At 64.5% G+C, this 25,256-nt stretch carries 23 protein-coding genes, 2 tRNA genes and 1 pseudogene; 12 read left to right on the forward strand and 14 right to left on the reverse strand.

The window, feature by feature from the left end:
• Positions 1–788: 788 nt before the first annotated feature.
• Positions 789–1,658: a rhomboid family intramembrane serine protease gene (locus C566_RS0117505; RefSeq protein ID WP_026266807.1), complete on the reverse strand. Its 870-nt coding sequence runs from the start codon at positions 1,656–1,658 to the stop codon at positions 789–791.
• A 9-nt stretch (positions 1,659–1,667) separates the two neighbouring features.
• Positions 1,668–2,213 (reverse strand): peptidylprolyl isomerase, encoded by a 546-nt coding sequence (locus tag C566_RS0117510; RefSeq protein ID WP_018775658.1) that lies wholly within the window; start codon positions 2,211–2,213, stop codon positions 1,668–1,670.
• Positions 2,214–2,368: 155 nt separating this feature from the next.
• Here C566_RS0117510 and C566_RS0117515 point away from each other — a divergent pair, with 155 nt between their 5' ends.
• Positions 2,369–3,367 carry a hypothetical protein gene (locus C566_RS0117515; protein ID WP_018775659.1) on the forward strand — a complete coding sequence of 333 codons (999 nt, stop codon included), beginning with the start codon at positions 2,369–2,371 and terminating at the stop codon, positions 3,365–3,367.
• 188 nt (positions 3,368–3,555) lie between these two features.
• Positions 3,556–4,428: a glycosyltransferase gene (locus tag C566_RS0117520; protein WP_026266808.1), complete on the forward strand. Its 873-nt coding sequence runs from the start codon at positions 3,556–3,558 to the stop codon at positions 4,426–4,428.
• 52 nt (positions 4,429–4,480) lie between these two features.
• Here C566_RS0117520 and C566_RS0117525 read toward each other — a convergent pair whose 3' ends face one another.
• Positions 4,481–5,410, reverse strand: a complete 930-nt coding sequence (locus tag C566_RS0117525; RefSeq protein WP_026266809.1) for a DMT family transporter — start codon at positions 5,408–5,410, stop codon at positions 4,481–4,483.
• Between the two features lie 134 nt (positions 5,411–5,544).
• On the opposite strand from C566_RS0117525, the gene C566_RS0117530 reads away from it, so the two are divergent.
• The gene (locus C566_RS0117530; protein WP_018775662.1) at positions 5,545–5,913 is read left to right on the forward strand and encodes a cupin domain-containing protein; all 369 of its coding nucleotides are present in this window, start codon (positions 5,545–5,547) and stop codon (positions 5,911–5,913) included.
• Between the two features lie 58 nt (positions 5,914–5,971).
• Here the strand turns inward: C566_RS0117530 and C566_RS0117535 are convergent.
• The 11 genes from C566_RS0117535 to dnaA form a co-directional block, all read right to left on the reverse strand.
• Positions 5,972–6,047 (reverse strand) — tRNA-Ala (locus C566_RS0117535).
• Positions 6,048–6,119: 72 nt separating this feature from the next.
• Entirely contained in the window at positions 6,120–6,242 is a 123-nt protein-coding gene (locus C566_RS23245; protein ID WP_331271128.1) for a DLW-39 family protein, read from the reverse strand.
• 63 nt (positions 6,243–6,305) lie between these two features.
• Positions 6,306–6,379 (reverse strand) — tRNA-Ile (locus C566_RS0117545).
• Between the two features lie 98 nt (positions 6,380–6,477).
• Complete coding sequence (locus tag C566_RS0117550; protein ID WP_018775664.1) at positions 6,478–7,110, reverse strand: DUF3566 domain-containing protein; 633 nt, start codon at positions 7,108–7,110, stop codon at positions 6,478–6,480.
• Entirely contained in the window at positions 7,107–9,833 is a 2,727-nt protein-coding gene (gyrA, locus tag C566_RS0117555) for a DNA gyrase subunit A (protein ID WP_018775665.1), read from the reverse strand. Before gyrA ends, C566_RS0117550 begins: the two co-directional genes overlap by 4 nt.
• A gap of 60 nt (positions 9,834–9,893) precedes the next feature.
• The gene (gene gyrB, locus C566_RS0117560) at positions 9,894–11,993 is read right to left on the reverse strand and encodes a DNA topoisomerase (ATP-hydrolyzing) subunit B (protein ID WP_018775666.1); all 2,100 of its coding nucleotides are present in this window, start codon (positions 11,991–11,993) and stop codon (positions 9,894–9,896) included.
• 414 nt (positions 11,994–12,407) lie between these two features.
• Positions 12,408–12,968, reverse strand: coding sequence for a DUF721 domain-containing protein (locus tag C566_RS0117565; protein ID WP_018775667.1), 561 nt, complete (start codon positions 12,966–12,968; stop codon positions 12,408–12,410).
• The gene (recF, locus tag C566_RS0117570) at positions 12,965–14,209 is read right to left on the reverse strand and encodes a DNA replication/repair protein RecF (RefSeq protein ID WP_018775668.1); all 1,245 of its coding nucleotides are present in this window, start codon (positions 14,207–14,209) and stop codon (positions 12,965–12,967) included. Before recF ends, C566_RS0117565 begins: the two co-directional genes overlap by 4 nt.
• A 45-nt stretch (positions 14,210–14,254) precedes the next feature.
• The gene (gnd, locus tag C566_RS0117575) at positions 14,255–15,139 is read right to left on the reverse strand and encodes a phosphogluconate dehydrogenase (NAD(+)-dependent, decarboxylating) (RefSeq protein WP_026266810.1); all 885 of its coding nucleotides are present in this window, start codon (positions 15,137–15,139) and stop codon (positions 14,255–14,257) included.
• Positions 15,140–15,238: 99 nt separating this feature from the next.
• A complete protein-coding gene (dnaN, locus tag C566_RS0117580; RefSeq protein WP_018775670.1) occupies positions 15,239–16,363 on the reverse strand; it encodes a DNA polymerase III subunit beta in 1,125 nt (374 codons plus the stop codon).
• Between the two features lie 586 nt (positions 16,364–16,949).
• Positions 16,950–18,371 (reverse strand): chromosomal replication initiator protein DnaA, encoded by a 1,422-nt coding sequence (gene dnaA, locus C566_RS0117585; protein ID WP_018775671.1) that lies wholly within the window; start codon positions 18,369–18,371, stop codon positions 16,950–16,952.
• Between the two features lie 464 nt (positions 18,372–18,835).
• Here dnaA and rpmH point away from each other — a divergent pair, with 464 nt between their 5' ends.
• The 9 genes and pseudogenes from rpmH to C566_RS23490 form a co-directional block, all read left to right on the forward strand.
• Positions 18,836–18,973: a 50S ribosomal protein L34 gene (rpmH, locus tag C566_RS22490; protein WP_003800212.1), complete on the forward strand. Its 138-nt coding sequence runs from the start codon at positions 18,836–18,838 to the stop codon at positions 18,971–18,973.
• A gap of 41 nt (positions 18,974–19,014) precedes the next feature.
• The gene (gene rnpA / locus C566_RS0117590; RefSeq protein ID WP_026266811.1) at positions 19,015–19,425 is read left to right on the forward strand and encodes a ribonuclease P protein component; all 411 of its coding nucleotides are present in this window, start codon (positions 19,015–19,017) and stop codon (positions 19,423–19,425) included.
• Positions 19,418–19,813 (forward strand): membrane protein insertion efficiency factor YidD, encoded by a 396-nt coding sequence (gene yidD / locus C566_RS0117595; protein ID WP_026266812.1) that lies wholly within the window; start codon positions 19,418–19,420, stop codon positions 19,811–19,813. Before rnpA ends, yidD begins: the two co-directional genes overlap by 8 nt.
• 16 nt (positions 19,814–19,829) lie before the next feature.
• A complete protein-coding gene (gene yidC / locus C566_RS0117600; protein ID WP_018775674.1) occupies positions 19,830–20,807 on the forward strand; it encodes a membrane protein insertase YidC in 978 nt (325 codons plus the stop codon).
• Positions 20,807–21,397, forward strand: a complete 591-nt coding sequence (locus C566_RS0117605) for a Jag family protein (RefSeq protein ID WP_018775675.1) — start codon at positions 20,807–20,809, stop codon at positions 21,395–21,397. Before yidC ends, C566_RS0117605 begins: the two co-directional genes overlap by 1 nt.
• A 16-nt stretch (positions 21,398–21,413) precedes the next feature.
• A complete protein-coding gene (rsmG, locus tag C566_RS0117610) occupies positions 21,414–22,064 on the forward strand; it encodes a 16S rRNA (guanine(527)-N(7))-methyltransferase RsmG (RefSeq protein ID WP_018775676.1) in 651 nt (216 codons plus the stop codon).
• Positions 22,065–22,151: 87 nt separating this feature from the next.
• Positions 22,152–23,219, forward strand: a complete 1,068-nt coding sequence (locus C566_RS0117615; protein ID WP_081627369.1) for a ParA family protein — start codon at positions 22,152–22,154, stop codon at positions 23,217–23,219.
• 68 nt (positions 23,220–23,287) lie between these two features.
• Positions 23,288–24,550, forward strand: coding sequence for a ParB/RepB/Spo0J family partition protein (locus C566_RS0117620; RefSeq protein ID WP_026266814.1), 1,263 nt, complete (start codon positions 23,288–23,290; stop codon positions 24,548–24,550).
• A gap of 553 nt (positions 24,551–25,103) precedes the next feature.
• Positions 25,104–25,256, forward strand: a pseudogene (locus tag C566_RS23490) (IS110 family transposase); the annotation flags it as partial.

Below are 25,256 nucleotides of genomic sequence, written 5' to 3' on the forward strand. Positions count from 1 at the left end.
CACTACCCACAAGTTATCCACAGCTGGGGATAACGTTCGGGGATTCGGAGCCGCAATCCCCGCTGCGGGGCCATGAGCCGGGTTAAATCGCGCAGATGCTCAGACCATCAAGTTATTAACACTGTGAATAACCCTGTTGAAACACACAGCGGCAGGTCCGCGGCCCGTAGGGTCCGGCCCCCGCCGCGGGCTGCCTGCAAACTTGCGGGCGGGCACGCACCGCACGCTGGCAGCGCTCCGGCGACCGGCTGCTGGGCCGCATGGAGAGCGCGGGTGTGCGGCGTGCAGTCCGGTCCGGAACGCGACAGAGCCGGTCCGGTTCGGGAACCTTGGACGGAGGTCGGGGAGGGGCCCTGCGGCCCGTGCTGTGGGGCGGCGGCGGGCCGGGTCCGGCCTGGCGCCGCCTGGGCAAGGCAACGGGCCCCAGCGCGCCAAGTTGTCCACTTACTCACAGGGCAACCCACAGAAGTTATCCACAGGTGTGGAGATCCGGTCCGCCGCATCGCCTCCATGCCGGAAAATCGCCAGCCCGGGCGGTCAGACCTGGGTCGCCACTGTGAACTACACGCTTGTAAGTTATTAACAATGTGGATAACCACTGTGGAAAACTTTCGGATCCGCGCCTGTGAATTCAGACGTGGCGGCTCGGTCAGCGTGTGCACCGGGAGAGGTCCACAGAGGGAGGGACCAGCGGGGGAACGGCCGAGGATCACAGCGAGAGAAGAACCAGGGAACAGTGAAGGGCACCCGGGCGGCCGTTTGCGGCCTGGATCGTCGGCAGGACCGGACTAGACGCCGGCGCCGGCCATCCGTACGACGGACACAGCGATCACCAGGGCCAGGACCACGGCGAGGCCGATGGCCTGCAGCAGGGTCTGCCTGGGGCCGCGGGGGGTGTAGGCAATGACGGCGGCGCTCAGGGCGCCGGTGACGAGGCCGCCGAGGTGGGCCTGCCAGGCGATCTGCGGGACCATGAAGCCGATGACGCCGTTGATGGCAATCAGGACCAGGAGCTGGCGGACTTCGCCGCCGCGTTGACGCTGGACCACCAGCAGGGCGCCGAACAGGCCGAAGATGGCTCCGGAGGCGCCGACGAGGCCCACCGGGCCGTTCGCCGGATACACCGGGGTCAGCAGAAGGAAGCCGACGGAGCCGCCGACGGCCGAGAGCAGGTAGATGGCCAGGAAGCGGGCGTGGCCCAGCAGCGGCTCAAGAATCTGGCCGAAAATCCACAGCGTGTACATGTTCAGGACTATGTGGAGCAGGAATCCCTGCGAGTGCAGGAACGCCGAGGTGAGCATCCGCCACGGTTCAACGCCGGTCAGGGCGGGAGCGTAGGCCAGCTGCTGGTAAATCCCGTCGTTGGGGACTATCCACTGCAGCGCATAGACAAGGGCACACAGCGCGATGATCACGTACGTGACCACGGGTTTGCCGGCGGTCACGGCGCCGCCGTAGACGGTCCTGACGGTCGGCGTCGTGCGTTTGGTTTCGTTGACACAGTCAACGCACTGGAATCCGACGGCGGCCGCCCGCTGGCAGTCGGGACACGCAGGGCGCCCGCACCGCTGGCAACGCACATAGGCGGGCCGGTCCGGGTGCCTGGGGCATACCGGGACCTCTGCGGACGGCTCTGCCGCCGGAATTCCGTAGCTCATGGTGTGGGGTTAGAGCTTTTCGATGTCAATGCTGTTAATGGTGACATCCTCGACGGGGCGGTCGCCCATGCCGGTGCGGACGCCTTCGATCGCGTCGACGACCTTCTTGGAGTCGTCATCGGCAACCTCACCGAAGATGCTGTGCTTGCCCTGCAGCCAGCCGGTGGGGATGGTGGTGATGAAGAACTGCGAACCGTTGGTGCCGCGGCCCATCTGGACACCGGCGTTGGCCATGGCCAGCTTGTACGGCTCGTTGAAAGTCAGTTCCGGGTGGATCTCATCGTCGAACTTGTAGCCCGGTCCACCGGTGCCGCGGCCCAGGGGATCGCCGGCCTGGATCATGAAGTCCTTGATGATGCGGTGGAAGATGGTGCCGTTGTAGAGCGGCGTGCCGGTCTTGTCCTCGCCCGTTTCCGGGTGGGTCCAGGCCTTCTCACCGGTGGCCAGTCCGACGAAGTTGTCGACGGTCTTCGGCGCGTGGTTGCCAAAGAGGTTGACGACGATGTCGCCGAGGCTCGTGTGGATAGTGGCTTTTGCGGTTGCGTTGGCAGTCATAGCGCCCATTCTTCCATGACGGCTCCGCACGCATAGGGCCGCACAGTCAGTTCCGCGCTGGGTGAAATCCACTGGAAATCGGTCTGAAGAATAGCCGGTGCGTTCCTAGACACGTAGGCTAACAGCAGAACCGTCACATTAATCGGGAGGTAGTTGTGAAGAAAACGGATCGTATTGCCCGTGACCTGGAGCAGTCAGTCAGCACCGGAGTAGACAGCGCCAAGGATTGGGCGGCCCCGCGGGTTGAGGCTGCCGTGAACTGGGCTGTTCCGCGGCTGCAGCACGGACTGGACACCGCCTCTCCCAAAATCCAGGAGGGGCTCAAGTCTGCGGCCCACAATCTGGCCGGCAGCGTTGCCACTGTCACTCCCCGTCTTCAGGATGGCCTGGCCCAGCTGGCGCCGAGGATCCACGATGCCGCGGACAGCGCGACTCCGCGCCTGCACGAAGCTGTGGATAAGGCAGCCCCGGTCATCGCCAACGCACGCGACCGGGTTGTTGTCGAGTACCTGCCCAGGCTTTCCGACCAGATCGGGCAGGCTTCCGTGGCCGTCCACCGCACGTTGGAAAACGCCCCGGCCCACGTCGACGCCGTCGCACAGAAGCTTGTAGATTCCGGTGTTGTCACCGGCGTCCAGGCGCAGGCCCAGGCAGTCAAGGGACACGCCAAGAAGGCAAGCAAGAAGGCAGGCAAGAACATCAAGGCGGCCGCCAGCGAGGTCACCAAGACGGCTAATGCCAAGCTCGCCAAGCAGCAGAAGCCCAAGCACCGCGGCCTGCTGATCTTCGGCATCATCGCTGCCGCCGTTGCAGCCGGTGTGGCCGCCTGGCGGGCGTCCAGGCCGGTGGAGGACCCCTGGAAGGTACCGACGCCGGTAACGCCCGCCCCCACGGCCGCCCCGGCCGGCGAATCGCTGAAGGACGCCGCCAACAAGGCTGGTTCCGCGACTGTCGCGGCAGCGGACTCCGCGGCTGAGGCATCCAAGGACGCTTCCGATTCCGCAGCCACCGCGGCGGACAAAGCCGCGGAAACGGCCAAGGACGCCGCCGGCGACGCCGCTGAGGCCGCCGACAAGGTCGCCACCGACGCCAAAACGGCCGTACGCAACATCGCGGCCAGCCTGAACAACGGCGCAGACAAGCCCGGCAAGTAGAACCTGGCTGGCACAGGCCGGCTGAGTCGAGACCTTGCCCCGGGCAGACCAGCTGCCGGCAGGTGCCCTGCACTCTCCAAGGGAGGGATTCCGCCACAGTGCGGGATCCCTCCTTGTGTTTGACGCGCCTGTCCAGGGCGCGTCACGGTCCGTCTTCAAACTTCAGGCCAGGTGCTAAATTTGTGGTGATGTCACCCCATAGATCACCCCAGGATGCCTTGCTCCTTGCTCCGCCACCGGCTGTGTCTATTGTGATCCCGGCTTACAACGAGGAAAGCGTCATCCGGCAGTGCCTGATCGCCGCGGTCTACCAGTCGGTGCCTGCCCACGAAATCATCGTGGTGGACAACCTGTCCAAGGACCGCACGGCGGAGATCGTGCGGCAGATGCACCTCGAGTATCCGGAGAGCCCCATCATCCTGCTCAGCCAGGACCGCGACCAGGGGCTCATTCCCACGCGCAACTTCGGTCTGGACCACGCCACGGGCGATATCCTCGGCCGGATCGACGCCGATTCCGTGCTGGAACCGGACTGGGTGGAGCAGGTGCAGAAAGCCTTCGCCGACGAGTCTGTGCACGCTGCGACCGGTCCGGTGGTCTATTACGACATGCCCATGCGCCGGTTCGGGCTCAAGGCCGACGACAAAATGCGCCAGCTGATGCTCAGGCTCGCCAAGCACCAGTATCACTTCCTCTTCGGGTCCAACATGGCTCTGCGCCGCTCGGCTTGGGAGACCATCCGCGCAGAAACCTGCCGCGACGAGCGGGACGAGATGCACGAGGACATCGATCTTTCGCTGCACCTGGCCGACCACGAGCTCCGGATCCAGTACTGGCCGCAGATGATCTCGGGCATGTCGGCCCGGCGACTGGAGGACTCGCCGCGCGATTACCGCTACTACGTGACGCGCTTTGACCGCACCTACAAGGCCCACAACGTCAAGAAGATGGCACTGAAGGCACCCATGGTGGTCTTCTTCTCGGTCTACTTCCCGGCGAAGCTCCTCCGCGCCATCCACACGGTCAACGTTCCCCAGCCAGCCCGCCGCGGCGGCCAATAGCGGCCAACCGGCGGCCACGAGGCCGCCGGGAGATGCGGCCGCCGGGAGCGGCCTAGTCGGTGCCGAGCTCCGCCAGCCGCTCTTCACCGGCTCCCTCCGCCGCCCTCCGGGCGGAGCGCGAGCCTCGCTGCCCCAGGACCACGACGGCGAGCCCCACCAGGATCATCGCCAGCCCCACGTAGGTCCCGGCCGGCAGCGTCTCGTCCAGGAAGGCTGCGGCCAGAAGCGCCGCTCCCGGGATTTCCAGCAGGATGATCATGGACACGAGCAGCGGGCTCATGGTCGCCAGCAGGTGGTTGAACGCGGAGTGTCCCACCAGTTGTGCGCACACGGTGATCGCGAGGATCCCCAGCCAGCCGGCTGCCTCGAATCCTCCCAGCGGCTGTCTGGCCACCAGCGCCATGACCGCCACAACCGCGGCGCACATGCCGTAGCACAGGGTCGTGTAGACGCCGGTGCTCATGCTCTGCCGCGCCTTGCCTCCGGCGAGCGTGTAGATGCCCGCCAGGGCGCCGCCGGCGACAGCCAGGAGATCGCCCACAAGCGCCTCAGGCGAGGAGCCCATATCGAACCCGGTAATTGTCACCACGCCGCCGAAGGCGAGCCCCAGCCCCACCAGGACCGGCCAGCGGAGCCGGACTCCCCGGAAGAGCTGGAAGATCGCGATCCAGCCGGATTGCAGGCATACCAGTGCCGTGGCCGCCGCGACCGACGTCAGCTGCAGGGAGGTAATGAAGCACGCGAAGTGCAGGGCCAGTGCCACCGCCGCGGCGAGTGACCAGCGGAACTCCGCTCCAGTCACCTTTCCGAACTGACGGGGGTTGCGGACCACAACAGGACCGGCCATCACCACCGCTCCAATGGCGTTGCGCCAGAAAGCGATGGCGAGGGCACTGACTGACGTGGCGCCCAGCGTGGCGGCAATGAGCGGTCCGGACGAGGCCACCCCCAGCACCCCTACGGCTGCAAGTAAGAAGTTCACGCTCCAACACTAATGGGACGGACCGCAGGGGCCTTTACAGCCGCTGCGCCTTGACCGGTTCATACCGCAGTGCCACCCTTAAGTCGCGGTCTCACATCCCGGTTTCGCCATCATCGAAGAAGGAGAAGACCATCATGGCGTCAATGATCCGCAAGAGCCTGGACAATCCCGAAGAGACACGCCCCGTTGCCGAGGGCATGGGTCAGGTGGATCTCGTCAACCTCGAGGCCGGCCCGGTTGGACGGGCCACCTTCCTTCCAGGCTGGAAATGGTCAGACCACGTCAAGCCGATCGCCAAGACTGACAGCTGCATGGCCAGCCATACCGGCTACACGATTTCCGGCCGCATCAAAGTCGTCATGGACGACGGCGAAGAACTCGAATTCGGGCCCGGCGACTTCGGCGTGATTCCGCCGGGCCACGACGCCTGGGTGCTCGGCGACGAGCCCTACGTGTTTATCGACTGGCAAGGGATGGCGGACTACGCCAAGCCGAAGGAGTGAGTGGGGAAGGCATGAAAAAAGCCCCGGACCGCGTTTCCGCGGTCCGGGGCTTTTCCTATGGTGGAGGCACGGGGACTCGAACCCCGAACCCCCTGCTTGCAAAGCAGGTGCGCTACCAATTGCGCCATGCCCCCATAAGAAGCAACCCGACAATCATACCCTAGGTCCGGAGAGCTGATTTCCAGCTTCCATCCCTGGGCTCCGGGCTAGTCAACCGTATCGGTTGAATTGCTCCAGATCACTTTCCGGGCTTCGGATTCCTGCACTTTCCTGTAGAGGAAGACGCCTGCGACCGTGGCTGCGATAACCAGCAACTTCTTCACATGCACCCCGTTCCGGTTCTGTCATGGACGAACCTTCACTTACCTCTGCCAGAACCAGTACCGGTTCCGTGGGCGTACCAGGACTTGAACCTGGGACCTCTTCGTTATCAGCGAAGCGCTCTAACCGCCTGAGCTATACGCCCCGATGCCTCATCGGGCCGAGATATGACTGTACAGCACATCCCGGCCCGATCTCAAATCGAGGCCCTTTTCCGCGGGATTCCGCGGAAAAGTTCGGGAATTAGTCGTCCGTGAGGGTCACGCCGATGCCGCCGACGAGCGTCGCGGCAATGTTGTACAGCACCGCCGAAAGCATCGAGAGCGCCGTCAGCAGCACCACGTTGATCACGGCGATGATGGTGGCGAATGACGCCACCTGCCCCAGGGATGCAACCTTCTTCAATTCAAAGCCGCCGCCCTCGGAACCGGCGAGGGTCCCGAGCAGGCTGTCCACCTGGTCAAAGATCCCGGTCAGGTCCAAAACGGTCCAAAGCACGATCGCCGCCACGACGGTGACGATTCCCAGCGCCACGGAGAGCAGGAAGGCCATCTTCAGCACGGACCAGGGGTCCACCTTGCTGACCAGCAGCCTGGCACGGCGCACCTTGGCCTTGGGAGCGGGCTTGATCAGCCCGGGAGTGCCCTGCCCGCCGGACTGGGCGGGGCGCTGGCCCGGGGCGGCGGGGCGCTGGCCGGGGACCGTGGGGCGCTGGCCCGGGGCGGCGGGACGCTGTCCCGTTCCCGTGGCTGCGCCGGATACGCCGGGGCGCTGCTGCGGACGCGAGGGGGCGCCTACGCGCGGTGCGGCGGCGGGTTGCCGCACTCCGCTTGGCACGCCGCTGCTCGGCTTGGGATATGAGTCGGAATTACTCACTCGTTACCTCCGGTGTTGTCTTCGTCCAGCTCGGCATTGCCTGATGACTCATCTGACTCCGGGGCCGGTACTGATTCTGCCGTTGCGGACTCGTCCTGCTGTCCGCCATCTTCAGCCAACGTTACGTCATCCGGCGTGGAAGCCCGATTTTCAGCGCCTTCACCGGCATTTTCGCCGGCGTCCTCGCCTTCGGTCGGTTCCTCGCTTTCCAGCCCGCGTTCGCTGTTGCGCGCCACCGCGATGATGCGGTCGTTCTTGTCCGGCTTGGCGAAAATCACGCCCATGGTGTCGCGGCCCTTGGCGGGGACACCGGTCACCGAGGAACGCACCACCTTGCCGCCCTCCATGACCACCAGCACTTCGTCTTCCTCGTTGACAATGAGGGCTCCGACCAGGTGGCCGCGTTCTTCCTGGTACTTGCCGACCTTGATGCCCAGGCCACCACGGCCCTGGAGCCGGTACTCCTCCACAGCGGTCCGCTTGGCAAAGCCGCCCTCAGTGACGATGAAGACGTACGAGCCGTCCTTGACGACGTCGGCCGCGAGCAGTTCGTCGTCTTCGCGGAACTTCATGCCGGTCACGCCCGAGGTGGCACGGCCCATCGGACGCAGCGCATCGTCCGTCGCGGTAAAGCGGACGGACTGGCCCTTGCGGGACACCAACATGAGGTCGTCGGTATCGGAGACCAGCTGGGCCGAGACGAGCTCGTCGCCGTCGCGCAGGTTGATGGCGATCACGCCGGCGGACCGGTTGGTGTCGTAGTCCTCCAACCGGGTCTTCTTGACCAGGCCGCGCTTGGTGGCGAGCACCAGGTACGGGGCGTGCTGGTAGTCGCGCAGGTCCAGCACCTGGGCGATGTGCTCATCCGGCTGGAAGGCCAGCAGGTTGGCCACGTGCTGACCCTTGGCGTCGCGCCCGGCCTCGGCGAGCTCGTACGCCTTGGCGCGGTAGACCCGTCCGAGGTTGGTGAAGAACAGCAGCCAGTGGTGCGTGGTGGTGACGAAGAAGTGCTCCACGACGTCGTCCCCGCGCAGCTGGGCGCCCTTGATGCCCTTGCCACCACGCTGCTGGGAGCGGTAGTTGTCGCTGCGGGTGCGCTTGACGTAGCCGCCGCGGGTAATGGTGACCACCATTTCCTCTTCGGGGATCAGGTCCTCCATCGACATGTCGCCGTCGAAGCCCATGAGCACCTTGGTGCGGCGGTCGTCGCCGTGCTTGGCCACGATTTCGCCCAGTTCCGTGCTGATGATCTCGCGCTGGCGCTCTTCGGAGGCCAGGATCGAGTTGTACTCGGCGATCAGGGCCTCCAGCTCGGCATGGCGGTCCTGGATCTTCTGGCGTTCCAGTGCCGCGAGCCGGCGCAGTTGCATGTCCAGGATGGCCCGGGCCTGCAGCTCATCGATGTCCAGCAGTTCCATCAACCCGTCGCGTGCGGCCTCGGTGGTGTTGGAGGCGCGGATGAGCGCGATCACCTCGTCGAGCGCGTCCAGCGCCTTGAGCAGGGCGCGGAGGATGTGTGCTTCCTCCTCGGCCTTGCGCAGCCGGTAGCGCGTGCGGCGGGCGATGACGTCCATCTGGTGGGTGACCCAGTGGCGGATGAACGCGTCAAGGCTGAGCGTACGCGGCACCCCGTCAACGATGGCGAGCATGTTGGCGGCGAAGTTGTCCTGCAGCTGGGTGTGCTTGTAGAGGTTGTTCAGCACCACCTTGGCCACGGCGTCACGCTTGAGCACAATCACCAGGCGCTGCCCGGTGCGGCCCGAGGTCTCATCGCGGAGGTCGGCGATTCCTGAGATCTTGCCGTCCCTGACCAGTTCGGCGATCTTGATGGCCAGGTTGTCCGGGTTGGCCTGGTACGGCAATTCGGTGACCACCAGGCACGTGCGGCCCTGGAGTTCCTCGACACTGACCACCGCGCGCATCGTGATGGAACCGCGGCCGGTGCGGTACGCATCCTCGATGCCCTTGTGGCCGAGGATGGTGGCACCGGTCGGGAAATCCGGTCCCTTGATGCGCAGGAGGAGTTCTTCGAGCAGTTCCTCCCGGCTGGCCGTCGGGTTCGCGAGGTACCACTGCACACCGTCGGCGACTTCCCGGAGGTTGTGCGGCGGGATGTTGGTGGCCATGCCGACGGCGATGCCGGAGGAGCCGTTGACCAGCAGGTTGGGGAACCGGGCCGGCAGGATGGTCGGCTCCTGGTTCTTCCCGTCGTAGTTGTCCTGGAAGTCGACAGTTTCCTCGTCGATGTCCCGGACCATCTCCATGGCGAGCGGCGCCATCTTGGTTTCGGTGTACCGCGGCGCGGCGGCACCGTCGTTGCCGGGCGAGCCGAAGTTTCCCTGGCCGAGCGCCAGCGGGTAGCGCATGGTCCAGTCCTGGATCAGGCGGACCAGGGCATCGTAGATCGCGGTGTCGCCGTGGGGGTGGTACTGGCCCATGACTTCGCCGACGACGCGGGCGCACTTGTTGAAGGACCGTTCCGGCCGGTAGCCGCCGTCGAACATCGCGTAGAGCACGCGGCGGTGAACGGGCTTGAGGCCGTCGCGGACGTCCGGCAGGGCCCGGCCCACGATCACGGCCATGGCGTAGTCGAGGTAGGAGCGCTGCATTTCGGTCTGCAGGTCCACCTGCTCGACGCGGTCGGTCAGTACGTCGCCGTCGAGGATGGCGCCTTCAAGGACGGGCTCGGAGCCGGCCGGCACCTCTGGTGTTTCGTCACTCATTATCTATATTTTCCGTTTCAGGTATATATCAGTCCGGGCATATTCGGGGCGGGGTGGCCCCTAAATGTCCAGGAACCGAACGTCCTTGGCGTTCTGCTGAATGAAGTTTCGGCGCGATTCAACGTCCTCGCCCATCAGCACCGAGAAGATCTGGTCTGCCGCCAGGGCATCGTCCATCGTGACCTGCAGCAGCGTCCGGTGGTCCGGGTCCATGGTGGTGTCCCACAGTTCCGTGTAGTCCATTTCACCGAGGCCCTTGTAGCGCTGGATGCCGTTGTCCTTGGGGATCCGGCGGCCGGCGGCCTGGCCCGAGAGCAGCTTCGCGTCGCGTTCGCGGTCGCTGTAGACGTAATCGTGCGGGGCGTTGGACCACTTGATCCGGTACAGCGGCGGCTGCGCGAGGTAGACATAGCCGTTTTCGATCAGCGGGCGCATGTAGCGGAACAGCAGCGTCATCAGCAGCGTCGTGATGTGCTGGCCGTCGACGTCGGCATCGGCCATGAGCACGATCTTGTGGTATCGCAGCTTGGCGATGTCGAAGTCTTCGCCAATGCCGGTGCCGAAGGCCGTGATCATGGACTGGACCTCGGCATTGCCGAGCGCCTTGTCCAGGCGGGCCCGTTCCACGTTCAGGATCTTGCCGCGCAGCGGCAGGATGGCCTGGGTCTCCGGGTTGCGGCCGCGCTTGGCGGAACCGCCGGCCGAGTCACCCTCCACGATGTAGACCTCGCACAGTTCCGGGTTCTTCGAGGAGCAGTCGGACAGCTTGCCGGGCATGCCGAAGGATTCCAGCGGGCTCTTGCGGCGGGCGTTGTCCCGGGCCTTCCGCGCGGCCATGCGGGCCTGGGCGGCGGAGATGGCCTTGCGGATGACGTCCCGGGCGGGGCCGGGGTTGCGCTCGAGCCAGTCGCCCAGGCCGTCGGTGACAACGCGCTGGACAAAGCCCTTGACCTCGGAGTTGCCGAGCTTGGTCTTGGTCTGGCCCTCGAACTGCGGCTCCGAGAGTTTCACGGAAATGACAGCCGTCAGGCCCTCGCGGATGTCGTCCCCGGTGAGGTTGTCTTCCTTTTCCTTGATGATGTTCTTCTCCCGCGCGTAGCGGTTGATGAGTGAAGTCATCGCGGCGCGGAAACCCTCTTCGTGGGTGCCGCCCTCGTGCGTGTTGATCGTGTTGGCGTAGGTGTGGACGCTCTCGGAGTACGCGTTGGTCCACTGCATCGCCATTTCAAGGGCAATGTGCCGTTCCGTGTCCTCGGTTTCGAAGGCGATGACGTCCTCGTGGACCACATCAACCTTCTTGCCGGAGTTCAGGTGCTTGACGTAGTCCAGCAGGCCGTCGTCGTACTGGTAGACCACGGTGTGGAATTCCGCGGGGATTTCGCCTTCGGTGGGGACGGTGTCCAGGTCCAGGTCGTCGTCCTCGGACGGTTCCTCCGGAGCGCGGCGCTCGTCCGTCAACGTGATCCGCAGGCCCTTGTTGAGGAAGGCCATCTGCTGGAAACGGGCCCGCAGTGTTTCGAAGTCGAAATCGGTGCTCTCGAAGATGCTGGCATCGGGGTAGAACGTCTGGGTGGTGCCGGTCTCGGTGGTTTCCTCGCCCTGGACCAGGCCGCCCTGCGGCTTGCCGCCGTCGGCGAAGGACATCCGCCAGACATGTCCCTGGCGGCGGACCTCGGTGTCGACCCGGCTGGAGAGCGCGTTGACCACCGAAATGCCGACGCCGTGCAGTCCGCCGGAGACGGCATATCCGCCGCCGCCGAACTTGCCGCCGGCGTGCAGGATCGTCATGACGACTTCCACTGTGGGCTTGTGCTCGGTGGGGTGCATATCCACGGGGATGCCGCGGCCGTTGTCGACCACCTTGACCCCGCCGTCGGCCTGCAGCACGATTTCGATGTGCGTGCAGTAGCCGGCCAGGGCCTCGTCCACCGAGTTGTCCACCACCTCATAGACCAGGTGGTGGAGACCGCGGGGGCCGGTGGAGCCGATGTACATGCCGGGACGTTTCCGGACAGCTTCCAGGCCTTCAAGTACGGTGATGTCGCTGGCGCCGTATTCCCGCGATGTCGCGGTCCCCGACGGCGCCGCTGCCGCAGCTTCTTGTTCCACCGCTTCCGCTACGTCTTCCACTGCCGGGATCTCTGCATTGTCGTTAGCCACAGGCGCTTTCGACTCCTCTATGTTCGTTGAAGGCCGGCCGTTGCCCCTTCCGTGGAAAAGGCTCCTGCCAACAGGCACGTCACTGACGACGCCGGGTGTTTCCGCTGACTTGGGGATCCCGTCCACCGCACGCTGAAATTGCGTCGGAAACGGACTCAGTCAACGCTTCACCGGCGCCCAGTTATCTACACCGATTCTATCGTGTTATAGGGGCCAAACCCGCATTCCACGGCGCCAAACGGGCGGGAAAGTGCCGCTGGGAGGGCGCTGGCTCCCCCTGCAAGGCTTTCGGGGTCCAGCCCTAGGGTTCCTATACGAGTCCGGGGCGTTCAAGCGCCCTACACGCCGCTTGCGGATTTTTCAAGGGTTTTTGCAAGAAGTGCTTCAGATCCGGGGCCCGCCAAGGGCCCTGGGCTATCCGTACGTGTCGCGGGGACCGCGGCCATTGACCGTCCGGAGGCCCTTGCGCCAGCTCGGGGCGGCGGGTCCGAGCACCTGGATGCTGGTGACAACGCCGTCGCCAAGCTCGGTTCGGAACTTTTCCAGCAGGCTGCTGCTCAGCAGCCGCAGCTGGGTTGCCCAAGCCGTGGAATCGGTCCGCACATGCAAGGTGGTGTCGGTAAAACTCTCGGGGGTGCAGTGCGCCGAGATCTCCGGGCCCACCAGCACGGCCCACTGCGCCATGACTGAGCCGACGGCCACCGGCGAGCTCCAGCCGCGTTCGGCCACGAGGCGTCCCACGACCTTTCCGAGGCCCAGCGGATCCCTGCCGGTGCCGTGGAATTGGGAGAACCCGCGGGTTCCCCGGGCGGCGCGGGCGGGTTTCTGGCTGCCGGCACCGGAGCGCGGCACCGCCCGCCGGATTTCGCCCCGGGCCGCGGCGGCGTCTCGCATCCGGTTCAATGCGGCCTGCGCGGCGTCGATGTCGTCGGGGTCACGGCCGGGCTGCAGGCCGCCGTCGGTATCCTTATTCATCGATTTCCCTGCTCATCGATTCCTCCCGGGATGACCTTCACCCGCCGTCCGGTCAGCTCCGACGGGATATCGTCCTCGACGGCGGCAGTGACCAGCACTTGCTCGGCGCCGGATACTATTGCCGCCAGTTTACGCCGCCGCTGCACGTCGAGTTCGGCAAAAACGTCGTCCAGGATCAGGATCGGGGGCGACCCGCCCGTGCGGGCGTCGTCGAGCATGACGTAGTAGGAGGCCAGGCGCAGTGACAGGCACATGGACCAGGTTTCCCCGTGTGAGGCGTAGCCTTTGGCCGGTGCCGAGCCAAGCACGAGCTCAAGCTCATCGCGGTGCGGCCCGACCAGCGAAATGCCCCGTTCCAGTTCCTTGCGCCGGGCTGCGGCGAAGGCCTGGATATAGCGGTCGGTGAGCTGTTCGACGGAGAGCAGGCGCAGGTCCTCCACCGGTGCGGCCGCGCCGGCATCGCTGCCAGTCACCGCACCGGCGCCGTCCGCCGGGCCGGACTCCGCTGGTCTTGAGGTGGCGCCGTCGTCGTCCAGGCTGTCCTGCAGCGTGGAACGGTACACCGCAGTGGCCTCCTTGGACCCGTCGGTCAGCTGCGCGTAGGCGTTTTTCAGGTGCGGTTGCAGCCGGTCCACGAGCTCCAGGCGCGCGTGCAGCAGCTCGGCCCCCGCCCGGGCCATGTGCTGGTCCCAGACATCGAGCGTTGCCTCGTGCCCGGTGCTGAACTTTCCGGCTCGGGCCGACTTGAGCAGCGCGTTGCGCTGCTTCAGGACCCGGTCGTAGTCGCTCCTGGTTGCGGCGTGGCGCGGCATGAGGCTGACCAAGAGCTCGTCCAGGAACCGGCGGCGGCTGGACGGATCGCCCTTTACCAGGGCCAGGTCTTCCGGCGCGAAGAGGACCGTCTGGCAGATGCCGAGCAGGTCCCTGGCACGGACCGGGTTGCTCCGGTTGATCCGTCCACGGTTGGCCCGGCCCGCGTTGATTTCCAGTTCCAGCACGGTCGATTGCTCACCGCGGACCAGTTTGGCCCGAATCATGGCCCGCTCGGCACCAAACCGCAGCAGCGGCGCGTCCGTGCTGACCCGGTGCGAGTTGAGCGTGGCCAGATACCCGATCGCTTCCATCAGGTTGGTCTTGCCGATGCCGTTGGAGCCCACCAGGACGGTGACTCCGGGCTCGAGGCTGAGATCGACCTGGGCGTAGCTGCGGAAATCTGTGAGCGAGAGTTTTTCTAGGTACACGCGGGATTCAGGACTTCACAGGAAGGATTAATTTGCCGGGCAGGATTACTTGGCCGGCCGGGTCGCGTGGCCGCCGAACTGGTGGCGCAGCGCCGAGACCATCTTCATGGCCGGCGAGTTGTCCTCGCGGGAGGAGAACCTGGCGAACAGCGCAGCCGTGATCGCCGGGGCCGGCACCGCGTTGGCAATTGCCTCCTCGACGGTCCAGCGGCCTTCGCCCGAGTCCTCGACGTAGTCGGAGATCGATTCCAGTCCGGGATCCTCGTCGAGGGCCTTGACCATGAGGTCCAGGAGCCAGGAGCGGACAACGGTCCCCTTTTGCCAGGCCCGGAAAGTGCCGGGAAGATCGGCGACGATCTCCTTGGCGGCCAGGAGTTCGTACCCCTCGGCGTAGGCCTGCATCAGGCCATATTCGATCCCGTTGTGGACCATTTTGGCGTAGTGGCCGGCCCCCACGCCGCCGACGTGCACGAAGCTGTCGGCCCGGTCGCCTGCGGGACGGAGCGCGTCGAAGACGGGGAGGGCCCGTTCGATATCTGCCGCATCGCCGCCCGCCATGAGGCCGTAGCCGTTCTGGAGGCCCCAGACTCCGCCGGACACACCGCAGTCCGCAAAGCGGATTCCCTTTTCGGCCAGTGCGGCGCCGTGCTTTTGGTCTTCGGTGAAGCGGGAGTTCCCGCCGTCGATCACGAGGTCACCGGCGTCGAGCTTGGTGCCCAGTTCGGTGATCACTGCGTCGGTAATCTCCCCCGAGGGGACCATGACCCAGATGAGCCGCGGCGCCGGGACGGCTGCGATGAGTTCGTCCAGGGTGGCGACGTCGGCAACGTCGGGGTTGCGGTCAAATCCGGTGACCTCAATCCCACCGTTGCGCAGCCGTTCGCGCATGTTGAAGCCCATTTTTCCAAGGCCGATTAGTCCGATGTGCACTTAGATGAACTCTTTTCTGCGCTGGGGTGCTTCGTTGGGGACGGCCGTGACAGCCCGCAGGGGCTGTGTTCCGGCGGTCCGGAACACAGCGGTGGCGGGCTAGTTGGGCAGCCGGACAGGCATGACGAGGTAGCGGTAGTCGCCCTGGTCCTCGCCTTCGGCGTCCTGCTGGGCCGTAATCATGGCCGGCTTGGGTGCGGTGGTGAAGGAGAAGCGCACGAACTTGGTTTCGATGACGCTCAGGCCCTCGATCAGGTAGTGCGGGTTGAAGGCCACGGTGATGTCCTCACCGGACAACTGGGCTTCGAGCTCCTCGGAGGCCTGGGCGTCCTCACCGGTGCCGGCATCCAGGTGCAGCTGGCCCTGGGTGAAAGCGAGCCGGACAGGCGTGTTGCGTTCGGCCACGAGCGAGACGCGGCGCACGGCTTCGACCAGTTCCTGGGTCTGCACTGTGGCGTGGATGGGGGTGGAGTCCGGGAAGAGCGAACGGATCTTCGGGTAATCGCCGTCCACCAGCAGCGAGGTGGTGGTCCTGCCGCCGCTCTCGAAGCCGATCAGCCGGCTGTCGTCGTCGGCGAGGGCGATGTTGATGTCGCCGCTGCTGCCCAGGGTTTTCGCCACTTCGTTGAGGGTCTTGGCCTTGACCAGGGCGCTCGTGGAGATCCCCGGAGTCGCAGGCTTCCACGGGACTTCCCGCATGGCCAGGCGGTAGCGGTCGGTGGCCAGGAGGGTGATGAGGTCGTCCTCGATTTCCATCCGCACGCCGGTCAGGATCGGCAGGGTGTCGTCCTTGCTGGCCGCGATGATCACCTGGGATACGGCCTGAGCGAACGAATCGCCGGGCACGGTGCCGCTGATCGTCGGCAGGGCCGGCAGCGGCGGGTATTCGGCCTCGGGCATCGTGGCCAGGTGGAAGCTGCTGCGGCGGCAGGTGAGCGTGACCTTGTTGCCGTCGGTTTCGACCTCGACGGGGGCGGAGGGCAGGCTGCGGCAGATGTCCGCGAGCAGGCGGCCCGATACCAGGATCGTGCCCTCGGCGCTGATGTCAGCAGGGATTTCGAGCCTCGCGGAGGTCTCGTAATCGAAGCTCGAAAGGCTGACGGTACCGGCTTCAGCTTTCAGGAGCAGGCCTGAAAGTACGGGAACGGGCGGCCGCGGAGACAACGACCGGGCGGTCCATGTCACGGCTTCTGCCAGGACGTCCCGTTCGACTCTGAACTTCACGGAAGGGTGCCGCCTTTCATTGCTGCTGTTAGTGCTGAAAATCGCTGAAACTGCTCAAGCTGGGGCGGACCTCGGCAGGGACGCCGAATTCCGTCAACAAGGGAATCGTCCGCCTACCCCGGGCCCCATGGCCCGGTAGGGACCACAAAAGATGTCCGGGACGGACGCACTGCAGACAGCTTAGCCCCAAGGTGAGCGTTTCTCCCATCCCCGGGTTACATCAGTGTTGTTCGCGGGGCCGGTCTCCTGCGCCGGTCCGGAACGGGCCTGGGCGCTGCTCGGAGGTGGGAAGGAGATTGTTGTTTGAGGGAATTTCATTTTCTTGGGATTAGTAGTGTTAATAACTGCTGTGGAAACTGTGGATAACTCGATCCTGCCGCACGATCCCGCGGTTAAGCCCTGTTCATGGGCTGTGGGCGGAGCAGGTTTTAAACAGGGTGTGGATGGGGACAAGATTTTTGGACGGCTGGCCAATCCACAGGCGCGTTAAGGGTTTTAAGCCCATTAACCGCGGTTGTCCCCTTAAGTATCCACAGGGTTGTCCACAGGGCCCTGTTAATAAGGTAAGAGTGCGCCGGCCGATGGCTCAGGAATTACGCTGCTGCTGCTTGATCCGGTTGGTCAGCTCGGTCACCTGGTTGTAGATGACCCGGCGCTCGGCCATGAGTTCGCGGATCTTGCGGTCGGCGTGGATCACGGTGGTGTGGTCGCGGCCGCCCAGCTCCTGCCCGATCTTGGGCAGGGACATGTCCGTCAGCTCCCGGCACAGGTACATCGCGATCTGCCGGGCGGTCACCAGCGTGCGGGTGCGCGACTTGCTGCAGAGTTCTTCCATGCTGAGCTTGAAGTAGTCGGCCGTCTGCGTGAGGATCTGGGCCGAGGTGATCTCCTGGGCACCGTCGTCGGTGATGAGGTCCTTGAGCACCATCTCGGCCAGGGCCACATCCACCGGCTGCCGGTTCAGGCTGGCGAAGGCCGTGACGCGGATGAGGGCGCCCTCAAGTTCGCGGATGTTGCTGGAAATCTTGGAGGCGATGTATTCGAGCGCATCGTCGGGCGCGGAGAGGCCCTCGCTGAGGGCTTTCTTCCGGAGGATCGCGATGCGGGTCTCCAGTTCGGGCGGCTGGATGTCGGTCAGCAGGCCCCATTCGAAGCGCGACTTCATGCGGTCCTCGAAGCCGGCGAGCAGTTTCGGCGGCTGGTCCGAGGTGATGACCACCTGCTTGTTGTTGTTGTGCAGGGCATTGAAGGTGTGGAAGAACTCCTCCAGCGTCCGGTCCTTGCCGGCCAGGAACTGGATGTCGTCGATCAGCAGCACATCCACGTTGCGGTACGTGGTCTTGAAGCTGGTGCCTTCATCGTCACGGATGGAGTTGATGAAGTCGTTGGTGAATTCCTCGGAATTGACGTAGCGGACCCGGATCCCGCTGTAGAGCCGGCGCGCATAGTGGCCGATCGCGTGAAGCAGGTGGGTTTTGCCGAGTCCGGAGTCGCCGTAGATGAACAGCGGGTTGTAGGCCTTCGCCGGTGCCTCGGCCACAGCCACGGCGGCTGCGTGGGCGAACCGGTTGGAGGACCCGATCACGAAGGTGTCGAAGACGTACTTCGGGTTCAGGCGGCCGAATTCGTGCGAGGTGCTGGGCAGCATGGGCTGCGGCTTCAACTCCACGGTCGGGTCGGCGGCCAGGGAAAGTTCGACGGCGGGTTCGGGCTCCGTGTGCAGCGGCACCAGATCCGTGTCGACGTCGATCGCGCAGCGGATTTCGTCGGAGAACACGCTGCGGAGGGCGTCGTCGAGGGCTTCCTTGACCTGGGTCTGCAGCACCTCGCGGGTGAGCTCGTTGGGGACCGCCACCAGGAGGGTGGAACCAATCAGCCCCTGCGCCTGGGCGAGGATGACGAAGCCGCGCTGCCGGGGAGAGACACGGTGGTCGTTCTCCAGGAGGCTCACTACCCGCCGCCAGGAACTTCCGACAGTGTTGGCTTGGTTGGCTTCGTCTACTGTCATCAATCAGTTCCTCAAACTTGCTGGCCTGCATTACGTGCATCCGCGCGGTCCGGAGCTGTCCACCGGCCGGCTCAATCCACAGGGTTATGCACAGTCCGTGGATAAGGGGTTACTGAGACACTGTAGGGGATGAAAACGCCAGAAGATAGCTGGGTTGAGTCCTGTGGATAATTACACCGTTGTGGTTCTCAAATGGGGCGCGTGACGCACTTCATCCACAGGCTGCGGGAGCAGTTAGCCACAGCTGGGGATAGCCTGCGGAGCGACCCCCGGTTTGACTCGGGAGGTCGGCAAGCCCTAACGTTGTGAAGTCCCATGTGTACGCTTTTCGCCTCATCTGAATCTCTCCTGACGCCCCGCGTTGCGTGAATTACAGAGGTAAGCGGCACATACCAAAACTTAGCGTCGGCCAGTTCTTCCCCTTGATCGGGTGGGCGCACCTTTGATCCACTGGAGTAACTAACGTGAGCAAGCGGACTTTTCAGCCGAATAACCGCCGTCGAGCCAAGAAGCACGGCTTCCGCCTTCGTATGCGTACCCGTGCCGGCCGTGCCATCCTGGCAGCCCGTCGTGGCAAGGGCCGCACCGAACTGTCGGCCTAAATAACTGACTCGTCGGTCCACATCCCTGTGCGAGTTGAACGGTGCTAGCCACCAGGAACCGTCTGCGGACATCAACCGATTTTTCAACAACTGTACGTTCCGGTGTCCGCAATGGACGCCGGAACGTAGTGTTATATACGGCAGCTATTGCTGCCGATGAACCAAGCCGGATCGGATTCATCGTTTCCAAGAGTGTCGGGAACGCTGTTGTCAGGAACCTCGTTAAGAGGAGACTGAGAGAAGCCGGTGCATTGTCGTTGCAGAAATACGGCAGCGGGTTCGCCATTGTGGTCCGGGCCCTGCCCGCCGCGGCGGGAGCCAGCTGGGACCAGCTGCTCGCCGACTATGACACCGCTTTGGAAACGACCATGAAACGGCTGGGCAACCGCCTTCCGAAGGCTGCTTCACCAGGTTCTAACGAGACGACACAGGAAGGGACCCCGCGTGCATAACTCAACTGCCGCCGTCGTCCCTCCCGCAAAATCCGCAGCAGCATGGTTGGGCCGGGCAGTCTGGAACTTGCCCCGCAATGTCCTCATTCTGTTGCTCCTGGCGTACCGCAAGGTGATATCACCGCTGTACGGCCAGGTTTGCCGTTTCTTCCCCAGCTGCTCGGCCTATGCCCTTGAAGCGATCACCGTCCACGGCGCGGTGAAGGGAAGCTGGCTGGCTGCCAGGCGCCTGTTGCGCTGCCATCCCTGGAATGCCGGTGGTGTGGACCATGTCCCCGCCGGTAAATGCGAGTGGCCCGCAGACCGCACCCCCACAATTGTTGTGCTGAACAATCCGGACAAGTACCTGGCTGCTCAGACTGATGGAGAAGGCCGCTCTGCGGCCTAACGAATAGGGATATCGTATGGACTTCTTTGAAACAATCATGTTTCCGTTCAAGTGGCTTGTGTCCGCCATCATGGTGGTCTTCCACGATGGCCTGAGCGCCATCGGCATGCCCGCCGCCAGCGGCTGGACGTGGACCCTGTCGATCATCGGGCTGGTGCTGGTGATCCGTGCCGCCCTGATTCCCGTGTTCGTCAAGCAGATCAAGGCCCAGCGGGGCATGCAGCTCCTGCAGCCGGATCTGAAGAAGCTGCAGGACAAGTACAAGGGCAAGACCGACCAGCTCTCCCGCCAGGCCATGGCGCAGGAGCAGATGGCCCTGTACAAGAAGCACGGCACCAACCCCTTCTCGGCCTGCCTGCCCATGCTGATCCAGATGCCGTTCTTCTTTGCCCTCTTCCAGGTCCTCTCCGGCATCACGGCAGCGGCCACCAGCGGCAAGGGCATCGGCGCCATGAGCGCCGAACAGGTCGAGCAGTTCGATAAATCCACCATCTTCGGTGCCCCTCTCTCTGCCTCCCTGCTCCACGGCAGTACCGCAGGCGGCGAAGTTGCCGTGTGGGTTCTCTCCATCGTGATGATCCTGGCCATGACGGCCTCGCAGTTCATCACCCAGAAGCAGATCATGGCCAAAAACATGTCCGAAGAGGCCCTCGCGAGCCCGTTCATGCGCCAGCAGAAAATGATGCTCTACATCCTGCCGATCGTCTTCGGCGTGGGTGGCATCAACTTCCCCATCGGTGTCCTCATCTACTGGACCACCACCAACCTCTGGACCATGGGACAGCAGTTCTTCGTGATCCGCCGCATGCCCACGCCCGGATCCCCGGCCGCCAAGGCCCTCGCCGACCGCCGCGCCGCCAAGGGCCTGCCCGCCCTGCCCCTCCTGGGCGGCAAGAAGGCCGACGCCGAGGCAGCCGAGGCCTCCGCCGCGGCCGCCGTCGAAGCCAAGACCCAGCGCGTCCAGCCGCAACGTAAGAACAGGAAGAGGAAGTAATGTCCGCCGAGAGCACCGAACACGCTATTTCCGCCGAGTTTGACGACGACCGGGACGACGCCCAAAACGCAGCCGAGGACTCCTCACAGGGCGCGGAGGCCGGCACCGGCAAGAGCGTTTCCGCCAGCCGCCTCGAAGAAGAAGGCGACGTCGCCGCGGACTACCTCGAGGAACTTCTGGACATCGCCGACATCGATGGCGACATCGACATCGAGGTCCGCAACGGCCGCACCTATATCTCGATCGTCGCCGAAGAAGAAGCCGCCGGGCTGGACAGCCTGGTGGGCCCTGACGGCGAGGTCCTTGAGGCCCTCCAGGAGCTGACGCGGCTCGCGGTCCTCTCCGCTACGGAGAACCGGTCCCGCCTGGTGCTGGATATCAACGGCTACCGTGCCGAGCGTGCCGGCGATCTGCAGAAGATCGCGGAAGACGCCGTCGCCGCTGTGAAGGATTCCGGCGAGGCAGTTGCCCTGGCTCCGATGAGCGCCTACGAGCGCAAGATCGTGCACGACGCCGTCGCCGACTTGGGACTCGTGAGCGAGTCCGAAGGCGAAGGTGCCGACCGGCACATCGTTGTCTCCGCAGACTGAACCGTTGACTAGCTTGATGGTTGAAATTACCGCCCCAGAACTCAAGGCAGCAGAGTCCATCTTCGGTGACCGCTTGGAACTGGCGAAACGCTACGTCGAGCACCTGGCGACGTCCGGGACCGAACGGGGCCTGATCGGGCCCCGCGAAGTGCCGCGGCTTTGGAGCCGGCACGTGCTTAACTGCGCCGTCATCGAGAGCCAGATTGCCCACGGAAGCCATGTGGCCGACGTCGGCAGCGGAGCCGGCCTGCCCGGACTGTGCCTGGCCATCGCCCGGCCGGACCTGGAACTGACCCTGATCGAACCGCTGGAGCGCCGTGTCATTTGGCTCCAGGAAGTGGTTGACGATCTTGGCCTCGAGAACGTCACGATCATGCGCACCCGCGCGGAACTCGCGGTGGGACTCGTGAACGCCGACGTCGTGACGGCCCGCGCGGTATCTGCGCTGTCCAATCTCGCCGGGCTGACCATTCCGCTCCTGGCCGGCAAGGGCGAAGTCGTCGCCATCAAGGGACGCAGTGCCGGCGAAGAAATCGAAAAGGCCGCCAAGGTTATCCGCAAACTGGGCGGCATTCAGACGTCCGTGGTGGTGGTGGGTGAAGACCTGTTGGAGGAACCCACCACCGTTGTGCGAATCGTAGTGAACAAGCCTCAAAAGATTACCTAGCACCGGCCCCGGTGCCCGGGGAGTCTGAGGGGAAGAGGTTAGGCTAGTAACCGGCAGTAAGAGCCGAATGAGAGTGAGCGTGTCATAGTGAGCAGTAGCGAAGCCTCCACACAACGGATCCCGCCGTTTGTGTCCCTGGGGTCCGCACGGGCGTTTACGGCTCCTGCAGTATCTTTTGACTACTCCGGAAATCACACGGCTTCGGTTGCTAAGGCGACCGGGATGGCCGGTGTTTCACGTGAAACATCCCTCCCTCACACGGGGAACGTGCTGGATTCCATCGACGACTCCAGCCCCATCGCCCGCGAACTCGCGCACGAAAACAAGCGCCGCGAGCGGTTGCTGGGCCGGCAGCTCCCCAAACCGGAGAAAACCCGGGTCTTCACCGTTTCCAACCAGAAGGGCGGCGTCGGCAAGACTACGACGACCGTGAACATCGCCGCCGCGCTGGCGGCCGCCGGCCTGAACGTCCTCGTGATCGACATCGATCCGCAGGGCAACGCCTCGACCGCCCTGGGAATCGAACACCACGCCGATGTTGACAGCATCTACGATGTGCTGATCAACGATGTCCCGCTGAAGGACGTCGTGGCTCCGTGCCCCGACATCGACAACCTGATTTGTGCGCCCGCCACCATTCATCTTGCCGGTGCCGAAATTGAACTCGTCAGCCTGGTGGCCCGCGAGCAGCGGCTGCGCCGGGCAATCGATGTGTACTCCAAGGAGCGCGCCAAGAATGGCGAGGAGCGGCTGGACTACATCTTCATCGACTGCCCGCCGAGCCTCGGGCTGTTGACGGTAAACGCTTTCTGCGCGGCTGGCGAAGTTCTCATCCCGATCCAGTGCGAGTACTACGCCCTCGAAGGCCTCAGCCAGCTCCTGAAGAACATCGAGATGATCCAGAAGCACCTGAACGCCGATCTGGTTGTCTCCACGATTCTGCTGACCATGTATGACGGCCGCACGAATCTCGCTGCCCAGGTGGCAGCCGAGGTCCGGGAGCACTTCCCGAAGCAGGTGCTCGGCGCTGTGGTGCCGAGGTCGGTGCGTATTTCCGAGGCACCGAGCTACCAGCAAACTGTCATGACGTATGATCCTTCTTCCAGCGGTGCCCTGTCCTACCTGGAAGCCGCCGCGGAAATCGCGGAACGTTAGAATTTTTTCGAGAATTGCACTAACCAGAGCCAGGTGAATCCCGGCTCTTCCACTGGAGGGATTTATCCATGAGCGATAAGCGACGCGGCCTCGGCCGTGGACTTGGCGCACTCATTCCAAGTTCCGCCGCGGCTAACGCCTCCGGAAACGGTGCTGCCCCATCCCGGCCCGTGGACCTCTTCTTTCCTGAAGCCCGAAAAAAGACAGCCGACGCCGAGGCGCTCCCGGACACCAATGCCGCGCAGGCCAAGGAGCCGGAGTCCACACCCGTCAACAACGGCGGTCGGTCTGATCTGACCGGTGACACCACGGAAGCCGCAGGAGCTGACGTCGACGCAGCTGCCGGCAAAGTCGACGTGACTGCCCCCGCAGCGACCAAGAAAACTCCCGCCCGGAAGGCGGCTGCCTCGAAGTCGGCGCCCGCTGCTGCCAAAGCGGCCGACGCCGGCGAGCAGCTGGCGTTTGACTCCACGCCCGAGCACAGCGACGAGGGATCTGTTGAACTCGTAGAGGTGCCCGGTGTCAGGTTTGCCGAAATCCCGGTCACGGACATCCACCCCAACCGCAAGCAGCCCCGGTCGGTCTTCGATGAAGACGACATGGCGGAGCTGGTGCACTCCGTGCGGGAAATTGGCGTCCTCCAGCCAATTGTGGTCCGTACCTCAACCGAAGAGGGTGGCGAACCGTATGAGCTCGTCATGGGTGAACGACGGTGGCGTGCAGTACAGGCCGCGGGCCTGGAAACTATCCCCGCGATTGTCCGTGACACCACCGACGACGACCTCCTTCGCGACGCATTGCTGGAGAACCTGCACCGCAGCCAGCTGAATCCGCTGGAAGAGGCGGCGGCCTACCAGCAGCTGCTCGAGGACTTTGGGACTACGCACGAACAACTCGCGGATCGGATCGGACGTTCGCGTCCCCAGGTGTCTAACACCCTGCGGCTGCTGAAGCTGCCCCCGCTGGTGCAGCGCCGGGTTGCGGCAAACGTAATCTCCGCGGGGCACGCCCGCGCGCTGTTGGCGCTTCCGGACGCCGCGGCCATGGAACGCCTGGCGCAGAAGATTGTTTCGGAGGGCATGTCGGTCCGGGCGACCGAAGAGGCCGTGACTCTGTACCAGAGCCCCGCCTCGCCGGCCAAGAACAACATTCCGCGGCCGGGAGCCCGCCACGAGCGCCTGGACTACTTGGCGTCGTCGCTGTCCGACCGCCTCGATACGAATGTCAAGATCTCGCTTGGTGCCCGCAAGGGTCGCGTCAGCATCGAGTTCGCCAGCGTCGAGGACCTGAACCGCATCATGGACGTCCTGACGCCAGGCGCGCCCAGCTAGCGCGCGATTCGCTGAGTTCTCCGGGAGGGTCTGTTTCACGTGAAACAGACCCTCCCTTTTTGTTGCTCTCTGCCCCTGACGCCGGCGAGACCGGTGCCGCCGACGATTTCCGGAAGGCTCCCACCCGCCGTCGTCCTGGCCACGGCTCCGGCGTACCGAGGCTTTGGGAGTGGGACGGAGACATCGCTCGACTCCCTGGTGGAGTCTGGGCTCCCATTTCCTGGCCGGCTTCGGCGAGACGGGTGTGTATGTGCAGCCCGACGCCTTGGTGGGAGGCAGGGCGCTATCCCTGGATGAAGCGGAGACTCCTTCCCCGGGTGTCCGCCGCGTCTCCGGTCTCCGCCCTGTCCCCGCAGTTTCTCCGGGGATAAACATGCGGATCGCATGGATCGCTACGCGGATCGCATGAACCGATAACGGATCGAAGGGGCGGCTAGACGATATGAGGTAGCCGGGTTTTTCGGGCTGGAACCTCCTTTTCAAAGCGGGACGTGGGTTGCCTGCCACACTTGGCGAACAGGTAGAGCCACATTTGAAATTGGAGGTTCCAGCTATGTTTGAGCGTACAAGCGTCGGCCTGGATGTCCATGCCCGTTCTGTTGCCGGATGCGCCCTGGACGCGCAGACCGGCGAGATCATTCCGCACCGGATGTCCCCGGATTATGCCGAGATTCTTGCCTGGATCGTGTCCCTCCCGGCCCCGGTG

Origin of the sequence: Arthrobacter sp. 131MFCol6.1 (assembly GCF_000374925.1) — a bacterium.
In the GTDB taxonomy this organism is placed as follows: Bacteria; Actinomycetota; Actinomycetes; order Actinomycetales; family Micrococcaceae; genus Arthrobacter.

Coding starts and splice junctions, on each gene's coding strand:
- C566_RS0117520 (WP_026266808.1), top strand. CDS start 3,556: ATGTCACCCCATAGATCACCCCAGGATGCCTTGCTCCTTGCTCCGCCA.
- C566_RS0117505 (WP_026266807.1), bottom strand. CDS start 1,658: ATGAGCTACGGAATTCCGGCGGCAGAGCCGTCCGCAGAGGTCCCGGTA.
- C566_RS0117510 (WP_018775658.1), bottom strand. CDS start 2,213: ATGACTGCCAACGCAACCGCAAAAGCCACTATCCACACGAGCCTCGGC.
- yidC (WP_018775674.1), top strand. CDS start 19,830: ATGGACTTCTTTGAAACAATCATGTTTCCGTTCAAGTGGCTTGTGTCC.
- C566_RS0117620 (WP_026266814.1), top strand. CDS start 23,288: ATGAGCGATAAGCGACGCGGCCTCGGCCGTGGACTTGGCGCACTCATT.
- C566_RS0117605 (WP_018775675.1), top strand. CDS start 20,807: ATGTCCGCCGAGAGCACCGAACACGCTATTTCCGCCGAGTTTGACGAC.
- C566_RS0117565 (WP_018775667.1), bottom strand. CDS start 12,968: ATGAATAAGGATACCGACGGCGGCCTGCAGCCCGGCCGTGACCCCGAC.
- rsmG (WP_018775676.1), top strand. CDS start 21,414: ATGGTTGAAATTACCGCCCCAGAACTCAAGGCAGCAGAGTCCATCTTC.
- C566_RS0117530 (WP_018775662.1), top strand. CDS start 5,545: ATGGCGTCAATGATCCGCAAGAGCCTGGACAATCCCGAAGAGACACGC.
- gyrA (WP_018775665.1), bottom strand. CDS start 9,833: ATGAGTGACGAAACACCAGAGGTGCCGGCCGGCTCCGAGCCCGTCCTT.
- dnaA (WP_018775671.1), bottom strand. CDS start 18,371: ATGACAGTAGACGAAGCCAACCAAGCCAACACTGTCGGAAGTTCCTGG.